Source organism: Spirillospora sp. CA-294931, assembly GCF_050946795.1.
Taxonomy (GTDB): Bacteria; Actinomycetota; Actinomycetes; order Streptosporangiales; family Streptosporangiaceae; genus Spirillospora.
The window spans coordinates 3,609,107-3,630,696 of sequence record NZ_CP192006.1; the positions used below are offsets into that span (position 1 = coordinate 3,609,107).

Here is a 21,590-nt window from a genome sequence, read left to right on the forward strand (position 1 = left end):
AGAGTGACACGGCGGAAAGGGGCCCGTACAAGGGGGGAGAACCGTTGTTGTCTATCCTTCAGATCCCGAAGATCAGTAGATCTCCAGGCCACCCGCGGCCAGGGCCTCGCCCACCGGGTTGAAGAAGGTCTCGCCGCCGCTGGTGCAGTTGCCGCTGCCACCGGAGGTGAGCCCGAGGGCCTTGTCCTCGGCGTAGAGGGAACCGCCGCTGTCGCCCGGCTCGGCGCAGACGGTGGTCTGGATCAGGCCGTCGACCTGCCCCTCCTGGTAGTTCACGGTCTGGTCGAGGGCGGTGACCTCACCCTCGTGGACACCGGTGGTGCTGCCGCTGCGGGTCACCTTCTGACCCACGGTGGCATCGGCGGCGCCGGTGATGTCGACCTCGCCGTCCTTGCCCTTCACCGCGCCCTTGGTGTCCTCGGGGGCCGCGTCGTACTTCACGACGGCGTAGTCCTCACCGGGGAACTTGCTGACGGTGGCGGTGCCGAGCTTCTTGGTCTTGCCCTGGTCGGCGAACCAGGTCTTGCCCGCCAGTTCGGTGCAGTGCCCGGCGGTGACGAAGAAGTACTCTTCTCCCTTCTTGGCGTTGAACCCGAGCGAGCAGCGGCCGGACGGGGCGGCGTAGATCGCCTCGCCGCCGAGCGTGAACAGCTTGTACCGACCGGGCACCTTCTTGGTGGTGACGGCCGAGCCGAACTGCTTGAGCTGCTTGTTCACCTTCGCCAGTTTGGCGCCGGTGACCGAGCTGTCGAACGACACCACGACCGTGTTGGTCTTGGGGTTCACCGCGTACGCGGTGCCGGTCGTGGTGACCTTCTTCTGCAGCGCCTTGTGGATCTTGTTCAGGTCCTGGCCACTGCGCTTGACGAGCTTGGGCTGGGCGCCCGCCGCCCGGACTGACTGCGCGGCCGACGAGTCGGTCACGTTGACCACCAGCTTGCCGGACTCGTCGATGAACGAGCCCGCCGTGCGGGCCGCGCCGAGCTCGGCGGCCAGCGATTTGGCGGTCTTCGCCTGGGCCGAGACGGCCGAGGACGTGGTTCCGGCGGGAGCGGCGTTGACCTCGTTGCTCCCGGCCGACGCGTACGCGGCCGTCGCGACCAGGGCGGTCGCGGCGAGACCGGTGCCCGCCGTGATGGCGGTGACGCGGGTGTGGCGGATCTTCACTGTGCCTCCAGTGGGGGTTGGGCGCACCCGAATGGCGCGCCGGAGGTCACCGACACTCTGGAAGATCAGGACAGTCGGGCGAAAGGGGAGAAAATGCCGAAGATCCCTCGCATCCTTGGCACTATGGGTGGGAGATGGACCCGACGTTTCGGGGAGGATCAACCCTTTGGACGTACCAACATTGGCCACATTCGGCAGGTCATGTCGGTATCCTCCTGATTTCCAGCGCCCTTCCAAAGCCGTCCTTGGCCGCTTCCCGGCCGCGTCGTAGGGTCGAGGACGGCGGGGGCCGGCAGAAAGGTTCGCGGACCCGCCGCCACCCGGACGCCCCGCCGGGGAGGCGCCATGGGCGTCGAGATCAGGGTCGAGGGCCTCAGGAAGTCGTTCGGCCGGCAGGTCATCTGGGAGGACGTCAGCCTCACGATCCCGGCCGGGGAGATCTCCGCGCTGCTGGGGCCGTCCGGCACCGGGAAGTCGGTCTTCCTCAAGAACCTGGTGGGCCTGCTGCGCCCGGACGCGGGCCACGTGTACGTCGACGGCGACGACGTCCCGCACCTGCGCGAGCACGACCTGTACGAGATGCGCCGCAAGTTCGGCGTGCTCTTCCAGGACGGGGCCCTGTTCGGCTCCATGAACCTCTACGACAACATCGCCTTCCCTCTGCGCGAGCACACCAAGATGCGCGAGACCGCGATCCGCGCGGTCGTGCTGGAGAAGATGGAGATGGTCGGGCTCACCGGCGCCGAGGAGAAGCTGCCCGGCCAGATCTCCGGCGGGATGCGCAAGCGCGCCGGGCTGGCCCGCGCCCTGGTCCTGGACCCCGAGGTGATCCTCGCCGACGAGCCCGACTCGGGGCTCGACCCCGTCCGCACCGCCTACCTCAACCAGCTGTTCGTCGACCTCAACGCCGAGCTCGGCGCCACGTTCCTGATCGTCACCCACGACATCGGCACCGCCCGCGTCCTGCCCGACAACCTCGGCCTGCTCTTCCGCCGCGGCCTGGTGATGTTCGGGCCGCGCGAGATGATCCTGTCCAGCACCCACCCGGCGGTGAACCAGTTCTTCAACGCCCGCCGCCAGGGCCCAATCGGCATGGCCGAGGAGAAGGACCAGGCCGACCTGGCGAACGAGGGCCCGGCCCCGAAGGCCATGCCCGCCCCCATCCTTCCCCAGCTGATGCCCACCGACGGCCGCGTCCGCCCCACCATGCGCCGCCCGGGCGCGTGGCTGAGCGAGCACCGCGTCACCCCGCCCCCGGGGTCCTTCGTAGACGACCAAGGCCGCGACTGGCTCAAGGAGTGGGACCGCCTCGCGGGCTCAGGCCGCCGCCCCCAGTGACGGACGGGCGTCCGCGGCGCCATGCGTGATCGAGCGCGGGTGGCGTCGCGTCGCTGGGCTGTGTGGCCGGGGCCGCGTCTGTCTCGGAGTGGGACGGGCTGGCGCGCATGGGCCGCCGCCCCCAGTGGCGGACGGGTGTCCGCCGCGCTATGCGTGGTTGAGCGCGGGTGGCGTCGCGTTGCTGGGCTGTGTGGCCGGGTCGCGTCTGTCTCGGAGTGGGACCACCTCGCGGGCTCGGGCCGCCGCCCCCAGTGACGGACGGGTGTCCGCCGCGCCAGAGGTGGTCGGGGTGGTGGTGGAACGCGGATGGCGTCGCGGCGCTGGGTTCTTCGGTGGCGGCCGGGGCCGCGACCGGTTCAGGGAGTGAGATCGGTTCGCGGGCTCGGGCCGCCACCCTCAATGATGGGCGGGTGATCGACGAGAGGCCGTCCCTGACGACCGTCGCCCGCGAATGGGGGCGGATCGGCTGTGTCGGCTTCGGCGGGCCGCCCGCCCACATCGCGCTGCTGCGCCGCCTGTGCGTGAAGGACCGGCGCTGGATGACGCCCGGCGACTTCGAGGACGGCATCGCCGCCACCAACCTGCTGCCGGGCCCCGCCTCCACCCAGCTGGCGATCTTCTGCGCCTGGCGGCTGCGGGGCCCGGCGGGCGCGGTCGTGGGCGGGCTCTGCTTCATCGTCCCCGGGCTGGTGCTGATCCTCGCGCTCGCGGCCCTGTTCCTGTCCGGGCAGGCGCCCCTGTGGATCCGGGGCGCCGCGGCCGGTGCGGGGTCGGCGGTCGCGGCCGTCGCGCTGCACGCCGCCGCCGATCTGGTCCCGGCGAGCCGCGAGCGGGCGCGGAGCCGCGCCCGCTGGTACTTCTACGTCCTGGCCGGGGGAGTGGCCACGGTCGCGCTCGGGCCCTACCTGGTGCTGGTCCTGCTGGCCTGCGGCCTGGTCGAGGTCGCGGTCAGGGGACGGTCGCTGCCCGCCCGCGCGCGGGCCGTCCCGCTGCTGCTCGGCACCCCGGCGTTGGGTGGCCTGGGGGCGCTGGGCTGGGTCGCCTTCAAGGTCGGTGCCTTGTCCTACGGCGGCGGCTTCGTGATCATTCCGCTGATGCAGGCCGAGTCCGTGGATCGGTATCACTGGATGACGTCCGGCGAGTTCACCACGGCCGTCGCCCTCGGCCAGATCACCCCCGGCCCCGTCGTGCAGACCGTGGCCGTCGTCGGCTACGCCGCGGCGGGCCTGCTTGGCGGTCTGCTGGCAGCGGCGGTCGCGTTCGGGCCCTCGTTCGTCCTGGTGCTGCTGGGTGCCCCGCGCTTCGACCGGCTGCGCGAGAGCCGCACCGTCCAGGCGTTCCTCGACGGCGCGGGCCCGGCCGTCATCGGCGCCATCGGAGGCTCGGCCGTCATGCTGACGCTGACCCTTGACCATCCTTGGCAGTTCGCCGTCCTCGCGCTGGCCGCCCTGTGGCTGGTGGTCATGCGCCGGGGCGTCGTCCAGACCCTCCTGGGCGCCGCCGCCCTGGGCGTCCTGGCCGCCTTCGCGGGCCTCCCGGTCGGCGGGTGACGGAGAATGGGGCGGTGACGTTGCTGCTGAACCGCTCCACGCTTGAGGGTCTGCTCGACCCGGTGGAGTGCCTGGACGCGCTGCGCCGGGGGTTCACCGCCGAGGAGGTGGACGTCCAGGCCCGGCGGGTGGTGGCGTCCCTTCCCGGGCCGGGGACGGCGACGGCGCTCATCCCGGGCGTCATCGACGGCGTCCCCGCCTACACGGTCAAGGTCAACGCCAAGTTCCCCACGCGGCGCCCGGCGCTGCGCGGCGTCATCTGCCTGCACGACCTGGAGACCGGCGAGCTGCTGGCCGTGCTCGACTCGGCCACCGTCACCGCGTGGCGGACGGGGCTTGCCGCCGCGCTCGGCACCCACGCCCTGGCGCGCCGCGAGGCCGTCACCGTCGCGGTGATCGGCGCCGGGGCGCAGTCCGAGCTGGTGATGCGCGGGCTGGCCGAGCTGCGGCAGGTGCACGGCCTCACGGTCTGCGACCTGGACACCGGACGCGCCACCGACTTCGCCGAGCGGCACGGCGAACGCCTGGGCACGCCCGCGGCGGTGGCGGCCGACCCGCGCGCGGCGGTGCGGGACGCCGCGATCGTGATCGTGGCGACCTGGGCGCGCCGTCCGATCCTGCACGCCGCCGACATCGCCCAGGGCGCCCAGGTGACCTCGCTCGGGGCCGACGAGCCCGGCAAGACCGAGCTCTCGGCCGACCTGCTCCAGGGCGCCCGCGTCGTGGTCGACGACGTCGCGCTCGCGGTCGAGATGGGCGTGCTGGCCGGGGCCGGGATGGACGTCGCGCAGGCCGCCGGGACGCTGCGCGACCTGCTGAACGGCGAGGTCCCCGGAAGGGTGCGCGAGGGCGAGCTCACCGTCTACGCGCCCGTGGGCCTGCCCTGGCAGGACCTCGCGGTCGGGTGGACCGCCTACCGGGCGGCCCTGGAGGCGGGGGCGGGGACGTCGTTCGACTTCCTCGGCTGACCCCGCCCCCGCCCCGCGGCTAGCGCGCTGTCCGCGTCCTGCTGGAGGTGAGGTGCCACCCCGCGCAGTCCGGGCACCGATAGGCGCGGGCCTCCATCTTGTCTCGGTCGGGTCTGCCCTGGCGCTGGATCGTGGCCAGCGCCAGGGTGGCGGCGATCCGGTCCTTGAACCGGACCTTGCCGCTCGGGCAGCGGGTGCGGGGCCTGTGCGGCCGGCCTCGACGACGGGGCATCGCGGGACCACCTCCGGCGCGTAGGTGCTGTCTCCGGTGTACCCCAGGTTGAAGAAGATGTCCCGTGGTTACGGTCAGTTGGCCAGCAAGCAACGCCTTGCAACGCCTGAATGGAATTGCGCGGGGTCTCAGCCGCCCTCGCGGTGCGCGAGTGCGGCGGCCTGCGTCCGGCTGTGCACGCCGAGTTTGCCCAGGATGTTGGACACATGGACGCTGGCGGTCTTCGGCGAGATGAACAGCGCCGCCGCGATCTCGCGGTTGTTGCGGCCCTCGGCCACCAGCCTGAGCACCTCGCGCTCGCGGACGGTCAGGGCCGCCAGCGGGCCCGACCCGTTGCCGGACGGGCGCGGCGCGGCCGAGGCGAGCCGGGCGCGGGCGCCCAGGTCCTTCAGCGCGCGCAGCAGCGGGAGCGCGCCCAGGCTCTCGGCCCGGGCGACGGCCGCCCGCCACTCGGCGGACGCCTCCTCGCGCTCGCCCCGTTCGGCCAGCGCCTCGGCCAGCCGCCAGCGCGACCGCGCCACCTCGTAGTCGAAGCCGTAGTCGAACGCGTCGACGACCCGGCGCCACGCGTCGGGGTCGTGCTCGCCGTGCGCGCGCAGCAGCTCGGCCTCGGCGCGGGCCAGCCAGGCGCGCCCCTCAAGACCGAGCCAGGCCCGGGGCTGCCCGGCGGGCGTCAGCGTCGCGCTGCCGCGCGCGACGAGGATCAGCTCGTCGGCGGCGCGCACCGAGGCCGCGGCTCCCGCCGCGTCACCGGCCGCCCGGGCCCGCGCGGCGCGGTCGGCGTGCGCCCACAGCCCGGTGGCCGCGATCCTGATGCCGCCGACGTCGTTGGGCGCGAGCGTGGCCATGGCGCCCTCCAGATGCTCCACCGCCCGATCGAGGTCGCCGTTCCACAGCGCGTGCTCGGTGGCCAGTCCCCGGGCGATGTAGTCGAGCAGGCCGTCGCCCGCCCACAGCGGCTCGATCCAGCGCAGGCGCTCGGCGACGGTGGCGTCGCCCTGGGCGACCTCCACGAACAGCGCGTAGGCCGACAGCTGGGCCTCGGAGGTGCGCACCACCTGGACGGCGAAGTCGTCGGCCAGCCGCCGGGCCTGCACCCAGTCGCTGCCGGTGTAGTGGATCAGGTACTGGAGGCAGCGCATCGTCGTCCCGGCGCCGCTCCACTCCAGGCCGCGGTCCTTGGTGAGCCGGACGCCCTCGTCGGCCGCCACCGAGGCGCCCGCCAGATCGCCCCGGTCGAACTTGGTGCGGGCGTAGTGGAACGCCGCGCGCAGCGCGACCGAGTGGTTGCCGTCCTTGATGGCCAGGTCGCGGGCCTTGGCGAAGACCTCGGCGACGTCGGAGGCGGCCTCCCGCCGCTCCCGGTAGATGCCCAGCGTGACCTGCGCGCTGGCCTCGGCGTCGGCGGCCCCGGCGGCGCGGGAGGCCGCGATCGCCTCCTCGGCCAGCGCGGGCATCTCCTCGCCCGGGTCGCTGACGAACAGCGTCCTGGCGTAGGTGGCCAGGGCGGCCGCCCGCTCGACGGTCGGCGGGTCGGGCCGCAGCATCGCCACGGCCTCGCGCGCGATGTTCTGCGCCTCCTCGTCGCAGTCGATCTCCTGGAGGTAGGACGCCAGATGCTCGCGGATCTTGACGCCCAGCCGGACGTCGTCGGGGTCGGCGGCCTTCAGCAGCCGCCGCAGCCGGTGGACCGCGCGCCTGACCTCGCCCGCCCGGCCCAGCGCCCGGACGGCGTGCAGGGCCAGCGAGATCCGGTCGGTGCCGGCCGCCTCGGCGGCGTCCGGCACCGCCTCCCACAGCTCCAGCGCCTGGTCGTAGTGCTCGGCCGCCTCGGCGGGCGCCCCCAGCCGGTCGGCGTCGCGGCCCGCTCGGACGGACGCGGCGAACGCCGTCGGCAGGTCGTGGGCGGCCAGGCTGTGGTAGGCCAGCTCGGCCGGGGAGCCGCCGTCCGACAGCAGGGCCGCGAACGCCGCGTGCAGCCGCGTCCGCTCGCCCGGCAGCAGGTCGGTGTAGACGGCCTCGCGCAGCAGCGCGTGGCGGAAGGTGTAACCGACGCCGCCGTCGGGGACCAGCAGCTGGTGCGAGACGATCTCGCGCAGCGCCGCGCCGACCGTCTCCTGGTCGAGCCACGAGACGCGGCGGACCTTCTCGTCGTTGACCCGCCGCCCGGCCACGGCCGCCACCCGGACGACCTCGGCCGCGTCCTCCGAGAGCTGCTCGACCCGGGCCAGCAGCAGGTCGGCCAGCCCCGAGGGCAGCTGGTCGGCGCCGCCCGCGGGGGCCGTGAACAGCTCGCCGGCGTAGAACGGGTTGCCCTCCGAGCGCTGGTGGACGTGCTCGATCTCCTCGGCGGTGGGCGGATCGCCCCCGGCGGCCAGCGCGGCCAGGTACTCGGCGGTCTCGCCGGGACGGAACGGCCGCACGTCGACCGAGGACACGTTGGGCAGCCGCAGCAGCTCGGCGACCACCGGCCGCAGCGGATGGCGGCGGTGCAGGTCGTCGGCGCGGTAGGTGCCGACCAGGCAGACCCGTTCGCGCTGCAGGACGCGGCTCAGGAACGTCAGCAGATGGCGGGTCGAGCGGTCGGCCCAGTGCAGGTCTTCCAGGACCAGCAGGACGGGCCGGGCGCGTCCCAGCTCGCCCAGCAGGCCCAGCGTGGCGCCGAAGAGCTGCTGCTGGCCGAGCTCGCCCGCGCCTTCGGGCTCGCCCGCGCCGCCGCCGTCGGGCAGCAGGCGGCCGAGGACGGGACGGGCCTCGACGGCCGCGCGCAGCTCGGCGGTCTCGGGCGATTCGCGGCGGACGGCGGTCCACAGGGCGTCGGCGAGGGGCAGGTAGGCCATGCTCTCGCCCAGCTCGGCGCACTGGCCGGTCAGGATCGTGCAGCCGCGCTCGCGGGCGGCCAGCACCAGCGCGTTGACCAGGTGGCTCTTGCCGACCCCGGCGTCACCGCTCACCAGGACCACCCCGGGCCGCTCGGCGGCGGCCCGGTCGAGGGCTCCGACGAGCGCGCCGAGCTCGGCCGCCCGGCCGATCAGTGTTCCTCGAGCTCCGCCACCCACCATGCCGCAAAGTATTTCACCTGCGAGGGATCTATCGGACACACCGTGGCGACCGCGCGATGGATCGTTCCTTTCGGCACCGGAAAACGCCGCGACCCCCGGCCCTGGGGAGGGCCGGGGGTCGTTTCGGGTGGCGGGACTCACATGGTCAGGGCCTCGGCGAGCTCGTCGTCCGGGCCCGTCTCGGGCTCGGGCTCCGGCTCGGGCTTGGGGACCAGCCGCTCGTAGGCGCGCAGGTGCTCGGCGGCGATCCGGTTCCAGCCGTAGCGGGAGCTGGCCCGGTCGGCGGCCGCGATCGAGTACCCGTGCAGCGTGGTCTCCTCCGACAGCAGGCGGCGGATCGCCCGTCCGGCCGGGACGGGCCGTCCGGCCGGGACGTGCAGGCCGGTGATCTGGTCCAGGACGCTGTCGGCGGCGCCGCCCCTGGGCGTGGCCACGACCGGAACGCCGCAGGCCATGGCCTCCAGCGGAACCAGCGGCGAGGGCCGGTCCGGCGACAGGCTCAGCACCAGGCGCGCCGTCCGCAGCAGGCGGGGGAGCGACTTGCGCGGCATCCGGCCGAGGAAGATCACCCGATCGGAGACGTGCAGCTCCTTGGCCAGCAGGCTCAGCCGGTGGACGGCCGGGTCGTTCTCGACGCCGTCGCGGTCGGGGCCGCCCGCCACCGCGAGCTCGGCGTCGGGGACCTCGGCCAGGGCGCGGATCGCCGTCGCGACGCCGCCGTCTTCCAGATCGCGGCTCACCGTGACCAGCCGATCGCGTTCGCCGCGCGGCATCGCGGGCCCCACCTGGCAGAACTGCTCGGTGTCGACGCCGTAGGGGATGACCGAGATCTTCTTGCGCGGGACGCCCATCCGCACCAGCGCCTCGGCCTCGTCCTGGCAGGCCGTCACGATCACGCGCGCTCCGGCGGCGATGGCCTTCTCCATGCGGGCCCGCGCGGGGTGGGCCGGGCGTCCGGCGCGCAGCTCGATCGTGGCGAGCCCGTGCGGGGTGAAGGCGAAGGGCAGGTCCATCTCGCGGGCGACGGCGCAGGCGGCGAGCCCGCCGATCCACCCGTGGGCGTGCACGACGTCGGGACGCCCCGCGCCGCTCCAGCGGCGACGGAGCCCGTCCGCCAGGTCCCTGACGTGGTCGAGCAGCGCCTCGTCCTCCAGCGGGCGTGCCGGGCCGGCCTCCAGGGTCTGGAGGGTCGCGCCCGGGCCGAGCCGCCCCCGAGTGCGCGCCGCACCGTCCTGGCGGCGCGCGTAGAGGGTGACCTGGCTGCCGTCCTCGTCCTCGGTGGCCTCACGGGCCAGGGCGGGCGAGAGTTCGCGCAGGTGGATCGATTGCGTGTGCTCGTCGTCGGGGCCGGAGGCGGAGACGAGCGCGATGGTCAGGGTGCGTTGCATGATGAGACCTCCGGGTCGGCACGACATAACCTGGAGGTATCTGCGTCTTAGACACCCACTCGGTGAATCTTCTTTCCGTCGGCGGGTCATCCCAAACATTTCGCCCAAACGCGGAACCGTGAGCCACGCCACACCGTCCCAGGTCTATGAGTTCTCTGCGCAGAAACCCCGCACTCGGATGCGCCGCCGCCACCGTGGTGGCCGGTTCGCTCCTGGCCGCCTGCGGAGACTCCGAGGCGCCCACGGCGAGCCTGGTCAAGGGGACGGTGAAGACCGTCCCGGCCGGTGACCCCCGCCCGTACGCGCGTGGCGACGCCGCCTTCGGACTCGCCGTCCTGTCGGCCTGGTGCCGCAAGGACCCGGGCAAGAACGTGGTCTTTTCGCCCAGCAGCCTGTCCAGCGGCCTCGGCATGGTCAGGTTCGCCGCGCGCGGCGAGACCGCCGCCGCGATGACCCGCACGCTCCGCCAGCCCGGCGGCGACCCCCTGGCCGGGCTCCGCGCGCGCAACCAGGCGTTCAGGAGCGCCAACGGCCCGGACGTCACGCTCAAGACCACCGACCAGGTCTGGTCCAACAAGACCTGGCGGCCCAACGCCGCCTACCTCGACCAGGTCGCCACGGCCTACGACGCCGGGCTGAACCTCGTCGACTTCGAGAAGGACCCCGAAGGCGCGCGCAAGACCATCAACGCCGACATCAAGAAGGCCACCGGCGGCCACATCGCCGACCTGCTGCCCGAGGGGTCGGTGAAGAAGGACATCGGCTGGGTCCTCACCGACGCGGTCTACCTGAAGGCCAAGTGGGAGAGCGCGTTCAAACGCTCCGACACCCAGAACCGCCCGTTCACCACCTCGTCCGGCACGAAGATCACCACACCGACGATGAGCCGCGACGGCGGCGACCTGCGCTACGCCCGCGCGGGCGGCTGGACGGCGGTCGACATGCCCTACCAGGGCCGCCGCATCAGCATGACCGCGCTGCTCCCCGAGCCCGGCGCCCGCGGCTGCCCCGCCCTCGACGCCGCCACCCTCGACAAGGTCACCGGGGCGCTCACCCCGTCCGCCGTCCAGATCTCCATGCCCAAGGTGAAGCTGCGCTCCAAGGCCGACATGAAGCCGATGCTCGCCGATCTCGGCATGGGCACCGCGTTCTCCGACAAGGCCGACCTGACCGGGCTGTCGCCCAAGGCGGGCAAGCTCGCCTTCGTCCACCACGCCGCGACCCTGCTCGTCGACGAGAAGGGCACCGAGGCGGCCGCCGCCACCGGAAGCGGCGTGGAGGTCACCTCCGCCCCGCCGCCCGCCGGCACGAAGGTCGTGTTCGACCGCCCCTACCTCCTGCTCGTCCGCGACACCCGCACCGGCGAGCCCCTGTTCCTCGCCCGCGTCGCCGACCCGTCCAAGTCCTGATCTCCCGCGATACTGGGGGCCATGGACGCGGTCTGGTACGTGGCCTACGGATCGAACCTCTACCGCGAGCGGTTCGCCTGCTACCTGGCGGGCGGCCGCCCCGCGGGCGGCGCGCGGCACTACACGGGCTGCCGTGACCCCAGCCCGGCCCGCGCCGAACGTCGTGTCACGCTGCCCGGCGGCATCTACTTCGCCCTGACCTCCCTCACCTGGGGAGGCGGCATGGCCTTCTACGACCCCACCCTGCCCGGCCGGGCCGCCGCCCGCGCCTACCTGGTCACCCGCGCCCAGTTCTGCGACATCGTCTCCCAGGAGATGCGCCGCGAGACCGGCGCCGACCCCGACCTCACCGAGGTCCTGACCACCAGCCGCCAGACCCTCGGCCCCGGCCGCTACGAGACGATCATCAAGGTCGGCGACCGCGACGGCCACCCGATGCTCACCTTCACCTCCCCCCACGGCACCGCCGACGCCGACCTCAACGCCCCCACCGCCCCCTACCTGACGATGCTCGGCCACGGCCTGCGCGAGTCCCACGGCTGGCCCCCACCCCAAGCCGCCGCCTACCTGAGCACCCGCCCCGGCGCCCAAGGCACCTGGACCACCCCCCAAATAACCACCCTCCTCACCTGACCCAGGTCGCCGAGCCGAAGCACGGGACACGTGGGATTCGCGAAGGTGCGCACGGCGCAGAGTCAGTGCGGCCGTTCGCGACGCGCGGCCGTGCGGGGGAGCGGGGCCAAGGAATGCGTGCTCGCGGCGGAGCCGCGAGCGCGCATTCCTTGTCGTTGCTGGGTTGGGTGGGTGTGAGGGGGGTCTCGGGTGGGAGGGGTTACCGGTGGGTTGGGGGCGGGATAGCTTCGGGGGATGAAGGTCGGTGAAGTGGTCGAGGACTTCGCGCTGCCCGATGAGACGGGGGAGACGCGCACGCTGGGCGGGCTGCTGGAGAAGGGGCCCGTGGTGCTGTTCTTCTACCCCGGGGCCATGACTCCCGTGTGCACCGCCGAGGCGTGCCATTTCCGTGACGTGTCGGCCGAGCTGGCGGAGCTGGGAGCGCACCCGGTGGGGATCAGCGCCGACGCGGTCGGCAAGCAGAAGGAGTTCTCCGACAAGCACGGGTTCGGGTACCCGCTGCTGTCGGACGAGGACGGCAGGGTGCGCGACGCGTTCGGCGTGAAGCGCGGGCTGGCGCTGGCGCCGACCAAGCGGCAGACGTTCGTGATCGACACCGACCGGCGCGTCCTGGCGGTGATCAAGAGCGAGGTCCGCGCGAACGTGCACGCGGACCGTGCCCTGGAGGCGCTGCGCCGGCGTTCGTGAGCGCCGTCAGCCCGGCAGCACCGGAAGGGTGATCGCGGACGGGCGCGCCGGGTCGTGGAAGATCTCCTGCGCGGCGGTGACCATCGTGGTGGCCGTGCCGATCGGCTCGCCCGTGCCGGTGTTGCGGGCCACCCTCGGGTAGGCGCCGCTGCACACCTGGACGCGGACGCGGTGCCCCGCGCGGAAGCGGTGCCCGGCGGGCCACAGCTCCACGGCCACCCGGCGGACGCCGTCCTCGTCGGCGGCGGGCTCGCCGGGGACGAGCCGCCGCATGCCCTCGCACAGGTTGAGCGACTCGCCGTCCGGGCCGACGTCGCAGAGCCGGACGACGAAGTCGGTGTGCTCGCGGTCGGAGCGGACGTACAGGTCGGCCGTCACCGGGCCGATGATCTCAAGATCGGCGTCGAGGACGTCGGAGGTGAAGGTCAGGACGTCGCGGCGCTGCTCCAGCTTGCGCTGGTCGGTGACCGGACGCTGCCCGCCGAGCAGGCTGGGCCCGCCCAGGAACGGGGTGGGGTGCGCCGGGTCGTACCGGTAGGTGTCGGGCGCGGACTCCGGCGGGACGCCGGTCGCGAGCCCGCCGCCGGGCCGCAGGTGCCAGCGCTGCTCACCGATTCCCGGGACGGGCCACTCGGGGAACTCGCGCCACTCGTCCGCGCCGGTGACGTGGACGCGGACGGGCTGCTCGCGCAGGCCGCCCGGGTCGTCGAGCAGGTGGGCGCGGAACCAGGCGACGGCCTCGCCGACCGAGCCGCGCATCATCCGGGCGTCGGCGTGGGTCCAGGGGCCGATGGTGAGGTAGGGGCGGCGCCCGGCCGCGCGCAGCGCCGCGTAGTCCTTGAGCTGCCAGGGCAGGAAGATGTCGTACCAGCCGCCGGTCATGTTGACCGGGGCGGTGACGTCGGCGACGGTGGCGCCGAAGTCGCGGCGGTCCCAGAACGGGGTGTCGCGGCCGTTGGCCAGGACATCCTGGAAGAACCGCTGCTGCGCGCCGGTCGCCAGGACGTCCAGCTCGCCCAGGGGCTTGCCCGACAGGGCCGCGCGCCGCGCCCGGCGCGGCGACATGATGCCGGTGGTGATGCCCGAGAGCGGGTGCTTCATCCGGGCGGTGACGTCGATCCAGGTGAGCATGGCCTCCAGCGCGAAGCCGCCGCCGAAGTTGACCGCGTCGCGGAACGAGGACGCCGTGACCTGCATCGACAGCGCCTTGAGCTCGGGCCCGGCCTCGGCGGCGACCGCCCACTGGACGTAGCCGAGGTAGCTGGGGCCGTGCATGGCGAACGTGCCGCCGAACCAGGGCTGCTCCTTGAGCCACTTGATCGTGGCCAGGCCGTCCTCGCGCTCGTCGAGCGGCTCGAAGACGCCACCGGAGCCGAACCCGCCGCGCACGCTCTGCACCACGGCCTGGAACCCGTGGGACGCGAACGCCTGCCCGCACATCAGCCCGAACGGCCCGCGCCGCCCGTAGGGCGACCGGACCAGGATGACCGGCGGACGGTCGAGCCCGACCGGGGCGTAGTGGTCGGCCAGCAGCGTCACGTTCTCGTCGTCGCCCCCGGCCGCAGGGACCGGGACCTCCAGGTCGCGGACGACCTTGACGGCGTGGGGGCCGTTCGTCAGACCCAGCGCCGTGACCCCCAGACGGCGCGCCCTCGCGAGATCTACCACCTGATCGATCGTAAACGCCCGGTCGGACGTTCACACCGGGACGCTCCGTGGCCTTGGCCACGCGCGGTCGGCCGGTTCACTACGATCAGGGCGTATCCGGATAGGTGCCGCAATCACCGCATCGACGCGCGCGGCACCGGAGGGAGAGATTCACGCCATGCCTGATCATCTGGGCTGGGGCGAGGTGACCGCGGCGGTCGCCGTGCTGGCGGCCGCGCTCGCGGTCGCGGTGCTGCTGCGCTTCCTGGCCGGACGGCTGACCCGCCGCGCCGGCGACACCACGTGGGCCTGGGACGACCTGGCCGCGCGGCTGCTGCGCGACCTGGCCTTCCCGATGGCCGTCCTGGGCGGCGCCTGGCTGGCCGCGCCGATCCTGGAGCTGGACGACCAGGCGATCCGCTACACCAACCGGGTGATCACCGCGCTGGTGATCGTCGTGGTGTCGCTGGCGCTGGCCCGGCTGATCGCGGGGATCGTCTCGGAGGTCACGCTGGCCCGGCAGGGCGTGGCGGCCAACGTCACGATCTTCGCCAACATCACCCGCGTGCTGGTCCTGGGCATCGGGATACTGGTGATGCTGCAGAGCATCGGCGTCACCATCACCCCGCTTCTGGGCGCCCTGGGCGTCGGCGGCCTGGCGGTGGCGCTCGCCCTCCAGGACACTCTGGCCAACCTGTTCGCGGGCGTGCACGTGCTGGCGTCCAAGACGATCGAGCCGGGCGACTACATCAAGCTGTCCAGCGGCCAGCAGGGCTACGTCGTCGACATAAACTGGCGCAACACCTCGATCCGGACGCTCTCGGACAACATCGAGGTGATCCCGAACGCGCGGTTCTCCGACACGATCCTGACGAACTACCACCGTCCGGCCCAGGACATGTCGCTGCTGCTCCAGGCGAGCGTCGCCTACGACAGCGACCTGGACCAGGTGGAGAAGGTCGTCACCGAGGTCGGCCAGGAGGTCATGAACGAGGTCGAGGGCGGGGTGAAGGAGACCGAGGTGCTGGTGCGCTTCCACACCTTCTCCGACTCCAGCATCGACTTCACCGTCATCCTGCGCACCAGCGAGTTCGGCGAGCAGTTCCGGATCAAGCACGAGTTCGTGAAGCGGCTGCACCGGCGCTTCCTCCTGGAGGGCATCGAGATCCCGTTCCCGATGCGGAAGGTCATCATCGCCGGTCAGAACGGCGGCGCCCCGGACCTGGGCGTCGTGAAGTGATCCGGGGCGCCGGTCAGGGGCGGCTCAGCCGATGAAGCGGACGTCGGGGTGCGCGGGGGAGGGCCCGTCGAGCGGGCGGCCGGGACGCCCCCGCAGGCTCCGGTCGAAGAACGCGGTCACATAGGCGTTCACCGACCGCGCTGCGCGCCCGGGGACGTCGATCGTCCCGATGAAGGCGGCGCGCTGGGCGGCCGGGATGTCGAGCTTCTCGTCGAGTTCGGGCAGCACCGTCTGGAGGTCGGTGTAGGAGTAGTGCCCGCCCTCGGGCAGGTTGAGGTCGCGTTTGAACCCGGTGGAGCGGTCCCAGAACGATCCCCACGAGGGGTTGGTGAGATGCGTCTGCGGCTTGCCGCCGATGGCCGCGCCCATCAGCATGAACGGCCGCGCGAGCCCTTCCCCGGCGACCTGGACGAACTCCTTGTCGGAGTAGGCCATCGTGCCGTCCATGTCGATTCCGGAGTCCACCCGCCGGTCGAGGCGCATGGTCTCGGCGGCCTGGATGCCTCCGGCGGAGTGCCCCGCCATCCCCACCCGGGTCAGGTCGAGCGTGCGGCCGAGGCCGCGGGGAAGGTGCCGCCCCTCGGCGTCGGGGTTGGCGCCCGCGCGCAGGGCGTCCAGCCGGTCGAGGATGAACCGCGTGTCCTGGACGCGCGTGGCGAGGGCTTTCTTGAGCCGCTCGGGCCCCTGCGGCGGCAGCCGCTGCCCCTCTACGCGCCCCCCGGGGAACTCCACAGGCGTCGTCTCGAAAGTGTGGTCCATCGTCACGACCACGTAGCCCTGGCTGACGAGGTTCTCCGCCAACCCGGTGCCAAGCGCGCGCGGCACACCGAACCCGGGGGAGTAGAGCACGACGGGACGCGGCCCCCGGCGCGCGTCGGCCGCAACACCCTCGCCCGCGTGGGTGCGGGCGCCCGCCCAGTCGACCTGCCCCGGCTTGAAGATCCCGAGCGCTCCCGCCGCGTCGATGGCCCGCGCGGCGGCGGGACGCAGGTACGGCGCGCGTGGTCCGCCCTGGTCGCGGGCCGGATACCAGACGCTGATCATCAGCTCCCGCCGCTTGCCCGCGACCCAGGGGTCCTCACGCGCGGCGTCGACCAGATGCAGTTCGGTGGTGCCGATCGCCTGGGGTCCGGACGGCCGTGGCAGGCCGAAGCCCACGGGCGACGACGTCGCGTCCCGGCTCACCGCCTCCCGGGTGGCATCGGCTCCGCAGGCCGAGAGCGGAAGCGCGGCGGCGAGCACGAGGGCGCCGCTTAGTCGAAGGGTGGATCGCATACGCCAACCCTGGCGCCCGGCGATCTCGCCCCGACATGCCCGATCGCCGTCCCCGACCCCTGACCTTCGACAAGGTTCCGGGGCCCGCGCGTCGGTTCAGAGTGTGACGACCGGCATCAGGACGCCGTCCACGACGGACGCCGGTCGCGCGTCAGAGGCGAGGGTGTCGCGGAAACACACCGGTCTCGGCGGGCGCGCTCGTGGCGGCCCTCGTCACACAGCGGGGCCGTCCGGGCTAGGACGGCCAGCAGCCTCGGGCGTCGATCTTCAGGACGAGCGCCGCGATGTTCCAGGCGTCGTCCACCCCGCTGTGGTGGCGTCCCTCCAGGGGCATGCCCGCGTGCCGGAGCGCCCCGGCCATGCCCAGCTTGCGGGGGAGATCGTGGGCCTCGGAGTAGGTCGCCTTGGCGTTGGTGTGCCTGCGCCCGAAGGGATAGGGGACGCCGCTCGCCGCGCACTGCCGCTCGAACTGCTTGCGGTCGTAGTCGCCCCAGCTCGCCCAGGCGCGGGTGTGCGCGCGGTGCTCGGCCTCCAGCAGCGCGCACGCCTCGCCGAACGTGACGCCGGTGTCGACCTCGTCCTGGGTGAGCCCGGTCAGCTCGGTGCAGAACTCGCTCACCACCGAGCGCTCCGGACGGACCAGCACGCGGTGCCGCTCCACCCGCTCGCGCTCGGCGAGGTCGACGACGCACAGCCCGATCTCGATGATCTCGCTGACCATGCCGTCGGGCGTGCGCCCGTCCCAGCACGTGGCCTCGACGTCCACGACGTTGAGGTACCGCCCCCGCTCTTCCATGCCGAGCAAGCTACCGAGCCCGGCCGTCGCGCCACGACCGATTTTCCGCTGTCTGACGCGTCACAATTAAGTTGTGCACAACTAAATAGTGCTAGGTTGAAATCACGCCACCAACGAGGAGGAACCATGACCGCGCACTACACCGCCGTCGCCACCGCCGACGGCCGCGACGGCCGGGCCGTCAGCTCCGACGGCCGGATCGACCTCGCCGTGGCCGTCCCCCGGGAGATGGGCGGCAGCGGCGAGGGCACCAACCCCGAGCAGCTCTTCGCCGCCGGATACGCGGCCTGCTTCTCCAGCGCGCTGACGGCCGTGGCACGCGCGTCCCGCCAGGACGTCAAGGACGTCGCCGTCACCGCCGAGGTCGGCATCGGCGGCGACCTGGAGAACGGGTTCGGCCTCAGCGTCGTCCTGCGCGTCGAACTGCCCGACGAGCTCCAGGGCGAGACCGGACGCGAACTGGTCGGCAGGGCCCATCAGGTCTGCCCGTATTCCAACGCGACGCGCGGCAACATTCCGGTGGAGCTCGTCATAGAGTGACCTCCATGTCTTACCCGGAAGCCACCTACCTGGGCGAAAAAGGCGAGGTCAGCGCCACCCTCAGGCGGTCGTCCGCCGAGCCCGACCTGCTTATCGGGCCCGACGGCCTCGGCGTGCGCGTGCACTACCTCGCCACGACCCACTCCACCAACGGCCAGTTCGGCATGTACCGCTGGGAGTTCGGCCCCTTCGCCACCGGCCCCGAGCCCCATTTCCACCGGACGATGTCCGAGTCGTTCTACATCCTCGCGGGCACCGTCAACCTCTACGACGGCGAGACCTGGGCGAAGGCCACCGCGGGCGACTACCTCTTCGTCCCGGAAGGCGGCGTCCACGCGTTCCGGAACGAGGAGGGCGAACCCGCCTCGATGCTGCTGCACTTCGCCCCCGGCGCGCCCCGGGAGGCGTACTTCGAGGAGCTGGCCGACAACATCGCGCAGGGCAAGCAGCTCACCGAGGAGGAGACACTCGATCTTTATCGCCGTCACGACCAGTACCGCGCTTGACCCGCGCGGCCCGTGCTCGTCTGGCCGACACCGCCGCGACGAGCGCGACGGCGGCGAACCCCGCCGCCACCAGGCCGGGGCCGAGGTCGTCCAGGAAACCCGTGACCGCACCCTGCACCCGTGTGGCGGCGTCCACCACCGGGTCGTCGGCCTCTCGTCCCGCGTAGACACGCAACTCGTACCAGCCGTAATAGACGACGTACATCCCGGCGAGGAACAGCAGGACCCCGCTGGCCCGCGACACGTGCGGCAGCACCCGCCGCAGCCGCGCGACCGCCGCGCCCCGCGCCAGCGCCACCATCATCGACAGCAGCCCCACGACCAGGCCCATCCCCACCCCGTAGGCCGCGAACGCGAGCACACCCTCGGCCAGGCCACCGCCCGACACGATCCCCGTGACGGCCAGGAACGGCGCGATCGTGCACGACAGCGAGGCCACCGCGTAGGACGCCCCGTACCCGTAGAGCGCGACCAGCGAGCCGTCCGCGCCGCCCACGCCGAGACGGGGAAGCCTGACCAGCAGCTCGCGCCCGGACACCAGCCAGATCCCCAGCCCGAGCAGCCCCACCCCGATCACGATCGTGACCCACGGCAGATGCTCCTGCACCGAGGTCGCCGCCACCGCGACGACGCCCCCGAAGACCCCGAACACCGTGACGAACCCGCCGGTCATCGCCGCCGACAGCCGCAGCGCCCGCCACACCCCGCCCGAGCCCGGCTCGGCGACCAGCAGCGCCAGATAGGTCGGCAGCAGCGCGAAGCCGCAGGGGTTGAACGCCGCCACCAGCCCCGCCGCCAGCGCGAGTGAGACCGTCTCCACCGCTCAGCCCACCAGCGCGCGGACGCGCCGCTCGACCCCGTCCTCGTCCAGCGGGCCCGAGACCCGCTCGGACGAGCCGTCGGCCTTCATGAACACATACGACGACTGCGAGGTCACCTTGAAGTGCTTGTAGAGCGCCCCGGTGCGATCGTCGAGCTGCGTCAGACCACCGGTCCCCGTCCGCTCGACGAACCCGCGCATGCGGTCCTTGCTCTTGTCCAGGCCCGCGATCCCGACGAAGGCGACCTCGCCCTTGTGCTTCCCGGCCGCCTTCGCCACCGCCGGGCCCTCGGAGACGCACTTGGGACACCACGGCGCCCAGAACCAGAACACCGCCGGCTTCCCCGCCAGACTCGTCCCGGAGAACGACGCGCCGCTCAGAGTCGTCCCGCTGAACCGCAACTTCTCAGGCGCCGCCTCCGGCGCCCCCGAGGACGTGCCCGGCGCCGCCGCCCCCGAGGACGTGGCCGGAGCCGCCTCGCCGTCATCGCCGGACCCCCCGCACCCCGCCAGCGCCACGATCGCGACCACAGTCAAGCAAAGCCATCTCATGCGTTCAGGCTAGAGACAACGGCGCCAGGAAGTTCTTACGAACCGGTGACCTCAGCCGGCGGCGGCCGCCTCGGCCAGCTCCGCCCTGACCACCTTGCGCACCGCCGCCGGGGCGGGCCCCGACCGCGCCGTCAGCTCCGCGATGCGTCGCTTGTGCCGCCGCCGGTCGCCCCTCGGCAGGACGGTGTTGATCTGGCCCGCCGCCGCCAGCGCGACCGTCGCCGCGTCGTAACTGTTCACATGAGCGACGGGCTTGCCCCTGAGCGCCGACGACGCCCCGCCCCACAGGTTCTTCACCACCCGCGCATCGCGCACCGTGACCCGCGCCCGGGGGAACAGCCCCAGCACCTTATGGCGCTCGACCCTGATCCACCCGCCCTTCTCCAGCTCGTCCTGCACCGTCCGCACCATGGCACCGCTGCCCTTGCGGACCCAGTGCTGCCACGATCGGGGCCGCGACGCCGCGATCTGCGCCAACACCCCGTAGGGATCTTCCCCGGGGGTGTCGGGCTTGGGCTTCTTACGCTCGTCGATCAGCCGTCCGTCCAGGTAGAGCTCGGTCAGCGCCGCTGCCCGCAGCACATACCCCAGCCGCCCCCCGTACTTCCTCATGCGCCGCTTCTCCAGGTCGTACGCCAGCAGGTACATCCTGGCCGGCAGGGAGTCCGGAACCTCGACCATGACCTATTCCTCGGTCTCGTCCTTGGGTGGCCGCCCGGGGCGCCGCATCCGCTGCGCGGCCCCGGGCATCCGCCCGGCCTCGGTGAGCGCCTGCCGCAGCAGGAACTCGATCTGGGCATTGGTACTGCGCAGCTCGTCGCCCGCCCACCTGGCCAGTGCATCATGGACGGCCGGATCGAGCCGCAGCAGGACCCTCTTGCGCTCGGTCACTGGTAGAGAGTGCCGGTGTTGACCACCGGCTGTGCGTCCCGGTCAGCGCACAGCACGACCAGCAGGTTGCTGACCATCGCCGCCTTGCGCTCCTCGTCGAGGTCCACGACGTCCTGCTCCACGAGCTTCTCCAGGGCGAGCTGCACCATGCCCACCGCCCCCTCCACGATCCGCTGCCGCGCCGCCACCACCGCGCCCGCCTGCTGCCGCCGCAGCATCGCCTGCGCGATCTCCGGCGCGTACGCGATGCTCGTGATCCGCGACTCCACGATCGTGACCCCGGCCGCCTCCACCCGTTCGGCCAGCTCCGACGACAGCTTCGCGGTGATCTCGTCGGCATTGTCGCGCAGCGACGTCCGGTCGTGCGCGTCATAGGGGAAGCTCCCCGCGATGTGCCGCACCGCCGCCTCGGTCTGGAACGCCACGAACTCCACGAAGTCGTCCACCGCGAACACGGCCCGCGCCGTGTCCTCCACCTGCCACACCACCACGGCCGAGATCTCGATCGGGTTCCCGTCCAGATCGTTGACCTTCGCCAGCCCGGTCTCGTGGTTCCGGATCCGCGTCGAGATCCGCCGCCGCATCGTGATCGGGTTCACCCACCGCAACCCGTCCGTCCGCACCGTCCCGCTGTACCGCCCCAGCACCTGCAGCACCCGAGCCTCATTGGGCGCCACCGCCGTGAGCCCCGCCGCCAAGACAAGCCCCCCGACCACCAGCAGAATCCCCAGGACGAGCAGCACCACACTCTCCGCCGCCACCGCCCCCACCACCATGGCGGCCCCACCGACCACGAGCACCACACTCGCCCCCAGCATCGGCCACCCGGCCACATCCCGCGCGCCCCGCTCCTCAACCCCGACCCGAACCATCCCAACCTGCCCCATGC

At 72.7% G+C, this 21,590-nt stretch carries 21 protein-coding genes; 9 read left to right on the forward strand and 12 right to left on the reverse strand.

What is annotated here, in order from left to right; all coding sequences use genetic code 11:
- Nucleotides 1–72: 72 nt before the first annotated feature.
- On the reverse strand, nt 73–1,167 hold the full coding sequence (locus ACQPY4_RS16025) for a S1 family peptidase (RefSeq protein WP_433337030.1): 1,095 nt from the start codon (nt 1,165–1,167) through the stop codon (nt 73–75).
- Between the two features lie 345 nt (nt 1,168–1,512).
- On the opposite strand from ACQPY4_RS16025, the gene ACQPY4_RS16030 reads away from it, so the two are divergent.
- The 3 genes from ACQPY4_RS16030 (at nt 1,513) to ACQPY4_RS16040 (ending at nt 5,023) form a co-directional block, all read left to right on the forward strand.
- On the forward strand, nt 1,513–2,505 hold the full coding sequence (locus tag ACQPY4_RS16030) for an ABC transporter ATP-binding protein (protein ID WP_433337032.1): 993 nt from the start codon (nt 1,513–1,515) through the stop codon (nt 2,503–2,505).
- Between the two features lie 410 nt (nt 2,506–2,915).
- Nucleotides 2,916–4,055: a chromate efflux transporter gene (gene chrA, locus ACQPY4_RS16035; RefSeq protein ID WP_433337034.1), complete on the forward strand. Its 1,140-nt coding sequence runs from the start codon at nt 2,916–2,918 to the stop codon at nt 4,053–4,055.
- A gap of 14 nt (nt 4,056–4,069) precedes the next feature.
- A complete protein-coding gene (locus tag ACQPY4_RS16040) occupies nt 4,070–5,023 on the forward strand; it encodes an ornithine cyclodeaminase family protein (RefSeq protein WP_433337036.1) in 954 nt (317 codons plus the stop codon).
- Nucleotides 5,024–5,042: 19 nt separating this feature from the next.
- Here ACQPY4_RS16040 and ACQPY4_RS16045 read toward each other — a convergent pair whose 3' ends face one another.
- From ACQPY4_RS16045 to ACQPY4_RS16055, 3 genes are all read right to left on the reverse strand, one after another.
- Complete coding sequence (locus ACQPY4_RS16045) at nt 5,043–5,255, reverse strand: hypothetical protein (protein WP_433337038.1); 213 nt, start codon at nt 5,253–5,255, stop codon at nt 5,043–5,045.
- A 128-nt stretch (nt 5,256–5,383) separates the two neighbouring features.
- Nucleotides 5,384–8,317, reverse strand: coding sequence for a helix-turn-helix transcriptional regulator (locus tag ACQPY4_RS16050; protein WP_433337040.1), 2,934 nt, complete (start codon nt 8,315–8,317; stop codon nt 5,384–5,386).
- 137 nt (nt 8,318–8,454) lie between these two features.
- Nucleotides 8,455–9,705 carry a glycosyltransferase gene (locus tag ACQPY4_RS16055; RefSeq protein WP_433337042.1) on the reverse strand — a complete coding sequence of 417 codons (1,251 nt, stop codon included), beginning with the start codon at nt 9,703–9,705 and terminating at the stop codon, nt 8,455–8,457.
- 146 nt (nt 9,706–9,851) lie between these two features.
- Between ACQPY4_RS16055 and ACQPY4_RS16060 the strand changes: the two genes are divergently transcribed.
- The 3 genes from ACQPY4_RS16060 to ACQPY4_RS16070 all read left to right on the forward strand — a co-directional run bounded on the left by ACQPY4_RS16060 (nt 9,852) and on the right by ACQPY4_RS16070 (nt 12,434).
- On the forward strand, nt 9,852–11,114 hold the full coding sequence (locus tag ACQPY4_RS16060; RefSeq protein ID WP_433337044.1) for a serpin family protein: 1,263 nt from the start codon (nt 9,852–9,854) through the stop codon (nt 11,112–11,114).
- A gap of 21 nt (nt 11,115–11,135) precedes the next feature.
- Complete coding sequence (locus ACQPY4_RS16065; RefSeq protein ID WP_433337046.1) at nt 11,136–11,747, forward strand: histone deacetylase; 612 nt, start codon at nt 11,136–11,138, stop codon at nt 11,745–11,747.
- A 234-nt stretch (nt 11,748–11,981) separates the two neighbouring features.
- Nucleotides 11,982–12,434: a peroxiredoxin gene (locus tag ACQPY4_RS16070; RefSeq protein WP_433337048.1), complete on the forward strand. Its 453-nt coding sequence runs from the start codon at nt 11,982–11,984 to the stop codon at nt 12,432–12,434.
- Nucleotides 12,435–12,440: 6 nt separating this feature from the next.
- Here ACQPY4_RS16070 and ACQPY4_RS16075 read toward each other — a convergent pair whose 3' ends face one another.
- A complete protein-coding gene (locus ACQPY4_RS16075; protein ID WP_433337050.1) occupies nt 12,441–14,102 on the reverse strand; it encodes a CocE/NonD family hydrolase in 1,662 nt (553 codons plus the stop codon).
- A gap of 157 nt (nt 14,103–14,259) precedes the next feature.
- On the opposite strand from ACQPY4_RS16075, the gene ACQPY4_RS16080 reads away from it, so the two are divergent.
- Entirely contained in the window at nt 14,260–15,321 is a 1,062-nt protein-coding gene (locus ACQPY4_RS16080; RefSeq protein WP_433337052.1) for a mechanosensitive ion channel family protein, read from the forward strand.
- Between the two features lie 24 nt (nt 15,322–15,345).
- On the opposite strand, the gene ACQPY4_RS16085 is transcribed toward ACQPY4_RS16080, so the two are convergent.
- Nucleotides 15,346–16,596, reverse strand: a complete 1,251-nt coding sequence (locus ACQPY4_RS16085; protein ID WP_433337054.1) for an alpha/beta hydrolase family protein — start codon at nt 16,594–16,596, stop codon at nt 15,346–15,348.
- Nucleotides 16,597–16,831: 235 nt separating this feature from the next.
- Nucleotides 16,832–17,392 (reverse strand): exonuclease domain-containing protein, encoded by a 561-nt coding sequence (locus ACQPY4_RS16090; protein WP_433337056.1) that lies wholly within the window; start codon nt 17,390–17,392, stop codon nt 16,832–16,834.
- Between the two features lie 126 nt (nt 17,393–17,518).
- On the opposite strand from ACQPY4_RS16090, the gene ACQPY4_RS16095 reads away from it, so the two are divergent.
- Together ACQPY4_RS16095 and ACQPY4_RS16100 are read left to right on the forward strand one after the other, a co-directional pair.
- Complete coding sequence (locus ACQPY4_RS16095) at nt 17,519–17,932, forward strand: organic hydroperoxide resistance protein (protein WP_433337058.1); 414 nt, start codon at nt 17,519–17,521, stop codon at nt 17,930–17,932.
- A 5-nt stretch (nt 17,933–17,937) separates the two neighbouring features.
- Nucleotides 17,938–18,438, forward strand: coding sequence for a cupin domain-containing protein (locus ACQPY4_RS16100; RefSeq protein ID WP_433337060.1), 501 nt, complete (start codon nt 17,938–17,940; stop codon nt 18,436–18,438).
- On the opposite strand, the gene ACQPY4_RS16105 is transcribed toward ACQPY4_RS16100, so the two are convergent.
- From ACQPY4_RS16105 to ACQPY4_RS16125, 5 genes are read right to left on the reverse strand one after another with little or no spacing between them, the layout of a single operon-like run.
- The gene (locus ACQPY4_RS16105; RefSeq protein WP_433337062.1) at nt 18,383–19,258 is read right to left on the reverse strand and encodes a cytochrome c biogenesis CcdA family protein; all 876 of its coding nucleotides are present in this window, start codon (nt 19,256–19,258) and stop codon (nt 18,383–18,385) included. The genes ACQPY4_RS16100 and ACQPY4_RS16105 overlap by 56 nt on opposite strands.
- A 3-nt stretch (nt 19,259–19,261) precedes the next feature.
- Entirely contained in the window at nt 19,262–19,810 is a 549-nt protein-coding gene (locus ACQPY4_RS16110; RefSeq protein WP_433337064.1) for a redoxin domain-containing protein, read from the reverse strand.
- A 51-nt stretch (nt 19,811–19,861) separates the two neighbouring features.
- Nucleotides 19,862–20,491, reverse strand: a complete 630-nt coding sequence (locus ACQPY4_RS16115; RefSeq protein ID WP_433337066.1) for a GOLPH3/VPS74 family protein — start codon at nt 20,489–20,491, stop codon at nt 19,862–19,864.
- Nucleotides 20,492–20,494: 3 nt separating this feature from the next.
- Nucleotides 20,495–20,701, reverse strand: coding sequence for a hypothetical protein (locus tag ACQPY4_RS16120; protein WP_433337068.1), 207 nt, complete (start codon nt 20,699–20,701; stop codon nt 20,495–20,497).
- Complete coding sequence (locus ACQPY4_RS16125; RefSeq protein WP_433337070.1) at nt 20,698–21,519, reverse strand: SPFH domain-containing protein; 822 nt, start codon at nt 21,517–21,519, stop codon at nt 20,698–20,700. The genes ACQPY4_RS16120 and ACQPY4_RS16125 overlap by 4 nt, the downstream gene beginning before the upstream one ends.
- Nucleotides 21,520–21,590: the final 71 nt, after the last annotated feature.

What these genes read in the sequence shown, in the direction of transcription:
- ACQPY4_RS16070 (WP_433337048.1), top strand. Translation starts at nt 11,982, where the DNA reads ATGAAGGTCGGTGAAGTGGTCGAGGACTTCGCGCTGCCCGATGAGACG.
- ACQPY4_RS16050 (WP_433337040.1), bottom strand. Translation starts at nt 8,317, where the DNA reads ATGGTGGGTGGCGGAGCTCGAGGAACACTGATCGGCCGGGCGGCCGAG.
- ACQPY4_RS16090 (WP_433337056.1), bottom strand. Translation starts at nt 17,392, where the DNA reads ATGGAAGAGCGGGGGCGGTACCTCAACGTCGTGGACGTCGAGGCCACG.
- ACQPY4_RS16065 (WP_433337046.1), top strand. Translation starts at nt 11,136, where the DNA reads ATGGACGCGGTCTGGTACGTGGCCTACGGATCGAACCTCTACCGCGAG.
- ACQPY4_RS16125 (WP_433337070.1), bottom strand. Translation starts at nt 21,519, where the DNA reads ATGCTGGGGGCGAGTGTGGTGCTCGTGGTCGGTGGGGCCGCCATGGTG.
- ACQPY4_RS16080 (WP_433337052.1), top strand. Translation starts at nt 14,260, where the DNA reads ATGCCTGATCATCTGGGCTGGGGCGAGGTGACCGCGGCGGTCGCCGTG.
- ACQPY4_RS16115 (WP_433337066.1), bottom strand. Translation starts at nt 20,491, where the DNA reads ATGGTCGAGGTTCCGGACTCCCTGCCGGCCAGGATGTACCTGCTGGCG.
- ACQPY4_RS16100 (WP_433337060.1), top strand. Translation starts at nt 17,938, where the DNA reads ATGTCTTACCCGGAAGCCACCTACCTGGGCGAAAAAGGCGAGGTCAGC.
- ACQPY4_RS16095 (WP_433337058.1), top strand. Translation starts at nt 17,519, where the DNA reads ATGACCGCGCACTACACCGCCGTCGCCACCGCCGACGGCCGCGACGGC.
- ACQPY4_RS16110 (WP_433337064.1), bottom strand. Translation starts at nt 19,810, where the DNA reads ATGAGATGGCTTTGCTTGACTGTGGTCGCGATCGTGGCGCTGGCGGGG.
- ACQPY4_RS16045 (WP_433337038.1), bottom strand. Translation starts at nt 5,255, where the DNA reads ATGCCCCGTCGTCGAGGCCGGCCGCACAGGCCCCGCACCCGCTGCCCG.
- ACQPY4_RS16085 (WP_433337054.1), bottom strand. Translation starts at nt 16,596, where the DNA reads ATGCGATCCACCCTTCGACTAAGCGGCGCCCTCGTGCTCGCCGCCGCG.
- ACQPY4_RS16055 (WP_433337042.1), bottom strand. Translation starts at nt 9,705, where the DNA reads ATGCAACGCACCCTGACCATCGCGCTCGTCTCCGCCTCCGGCCCCGAC.
- ACQPY4_RS16060 (WP_433337044.1), top strand. Translation starts at nt 9,852, where the DNA reads ATGAGTTCTCTGCGCAGAAACCCCGCACTCGGATGCGCCGCCGCCACC.
- ACQPY4_RS16030 (WP_433337032.1), top strand. Translation starts at nt 1,513, where the DNA reads ATGGGCGTCGAGATCAGGGTCGAGGGCCTCAGGAAGTCGTTCGGCCGG.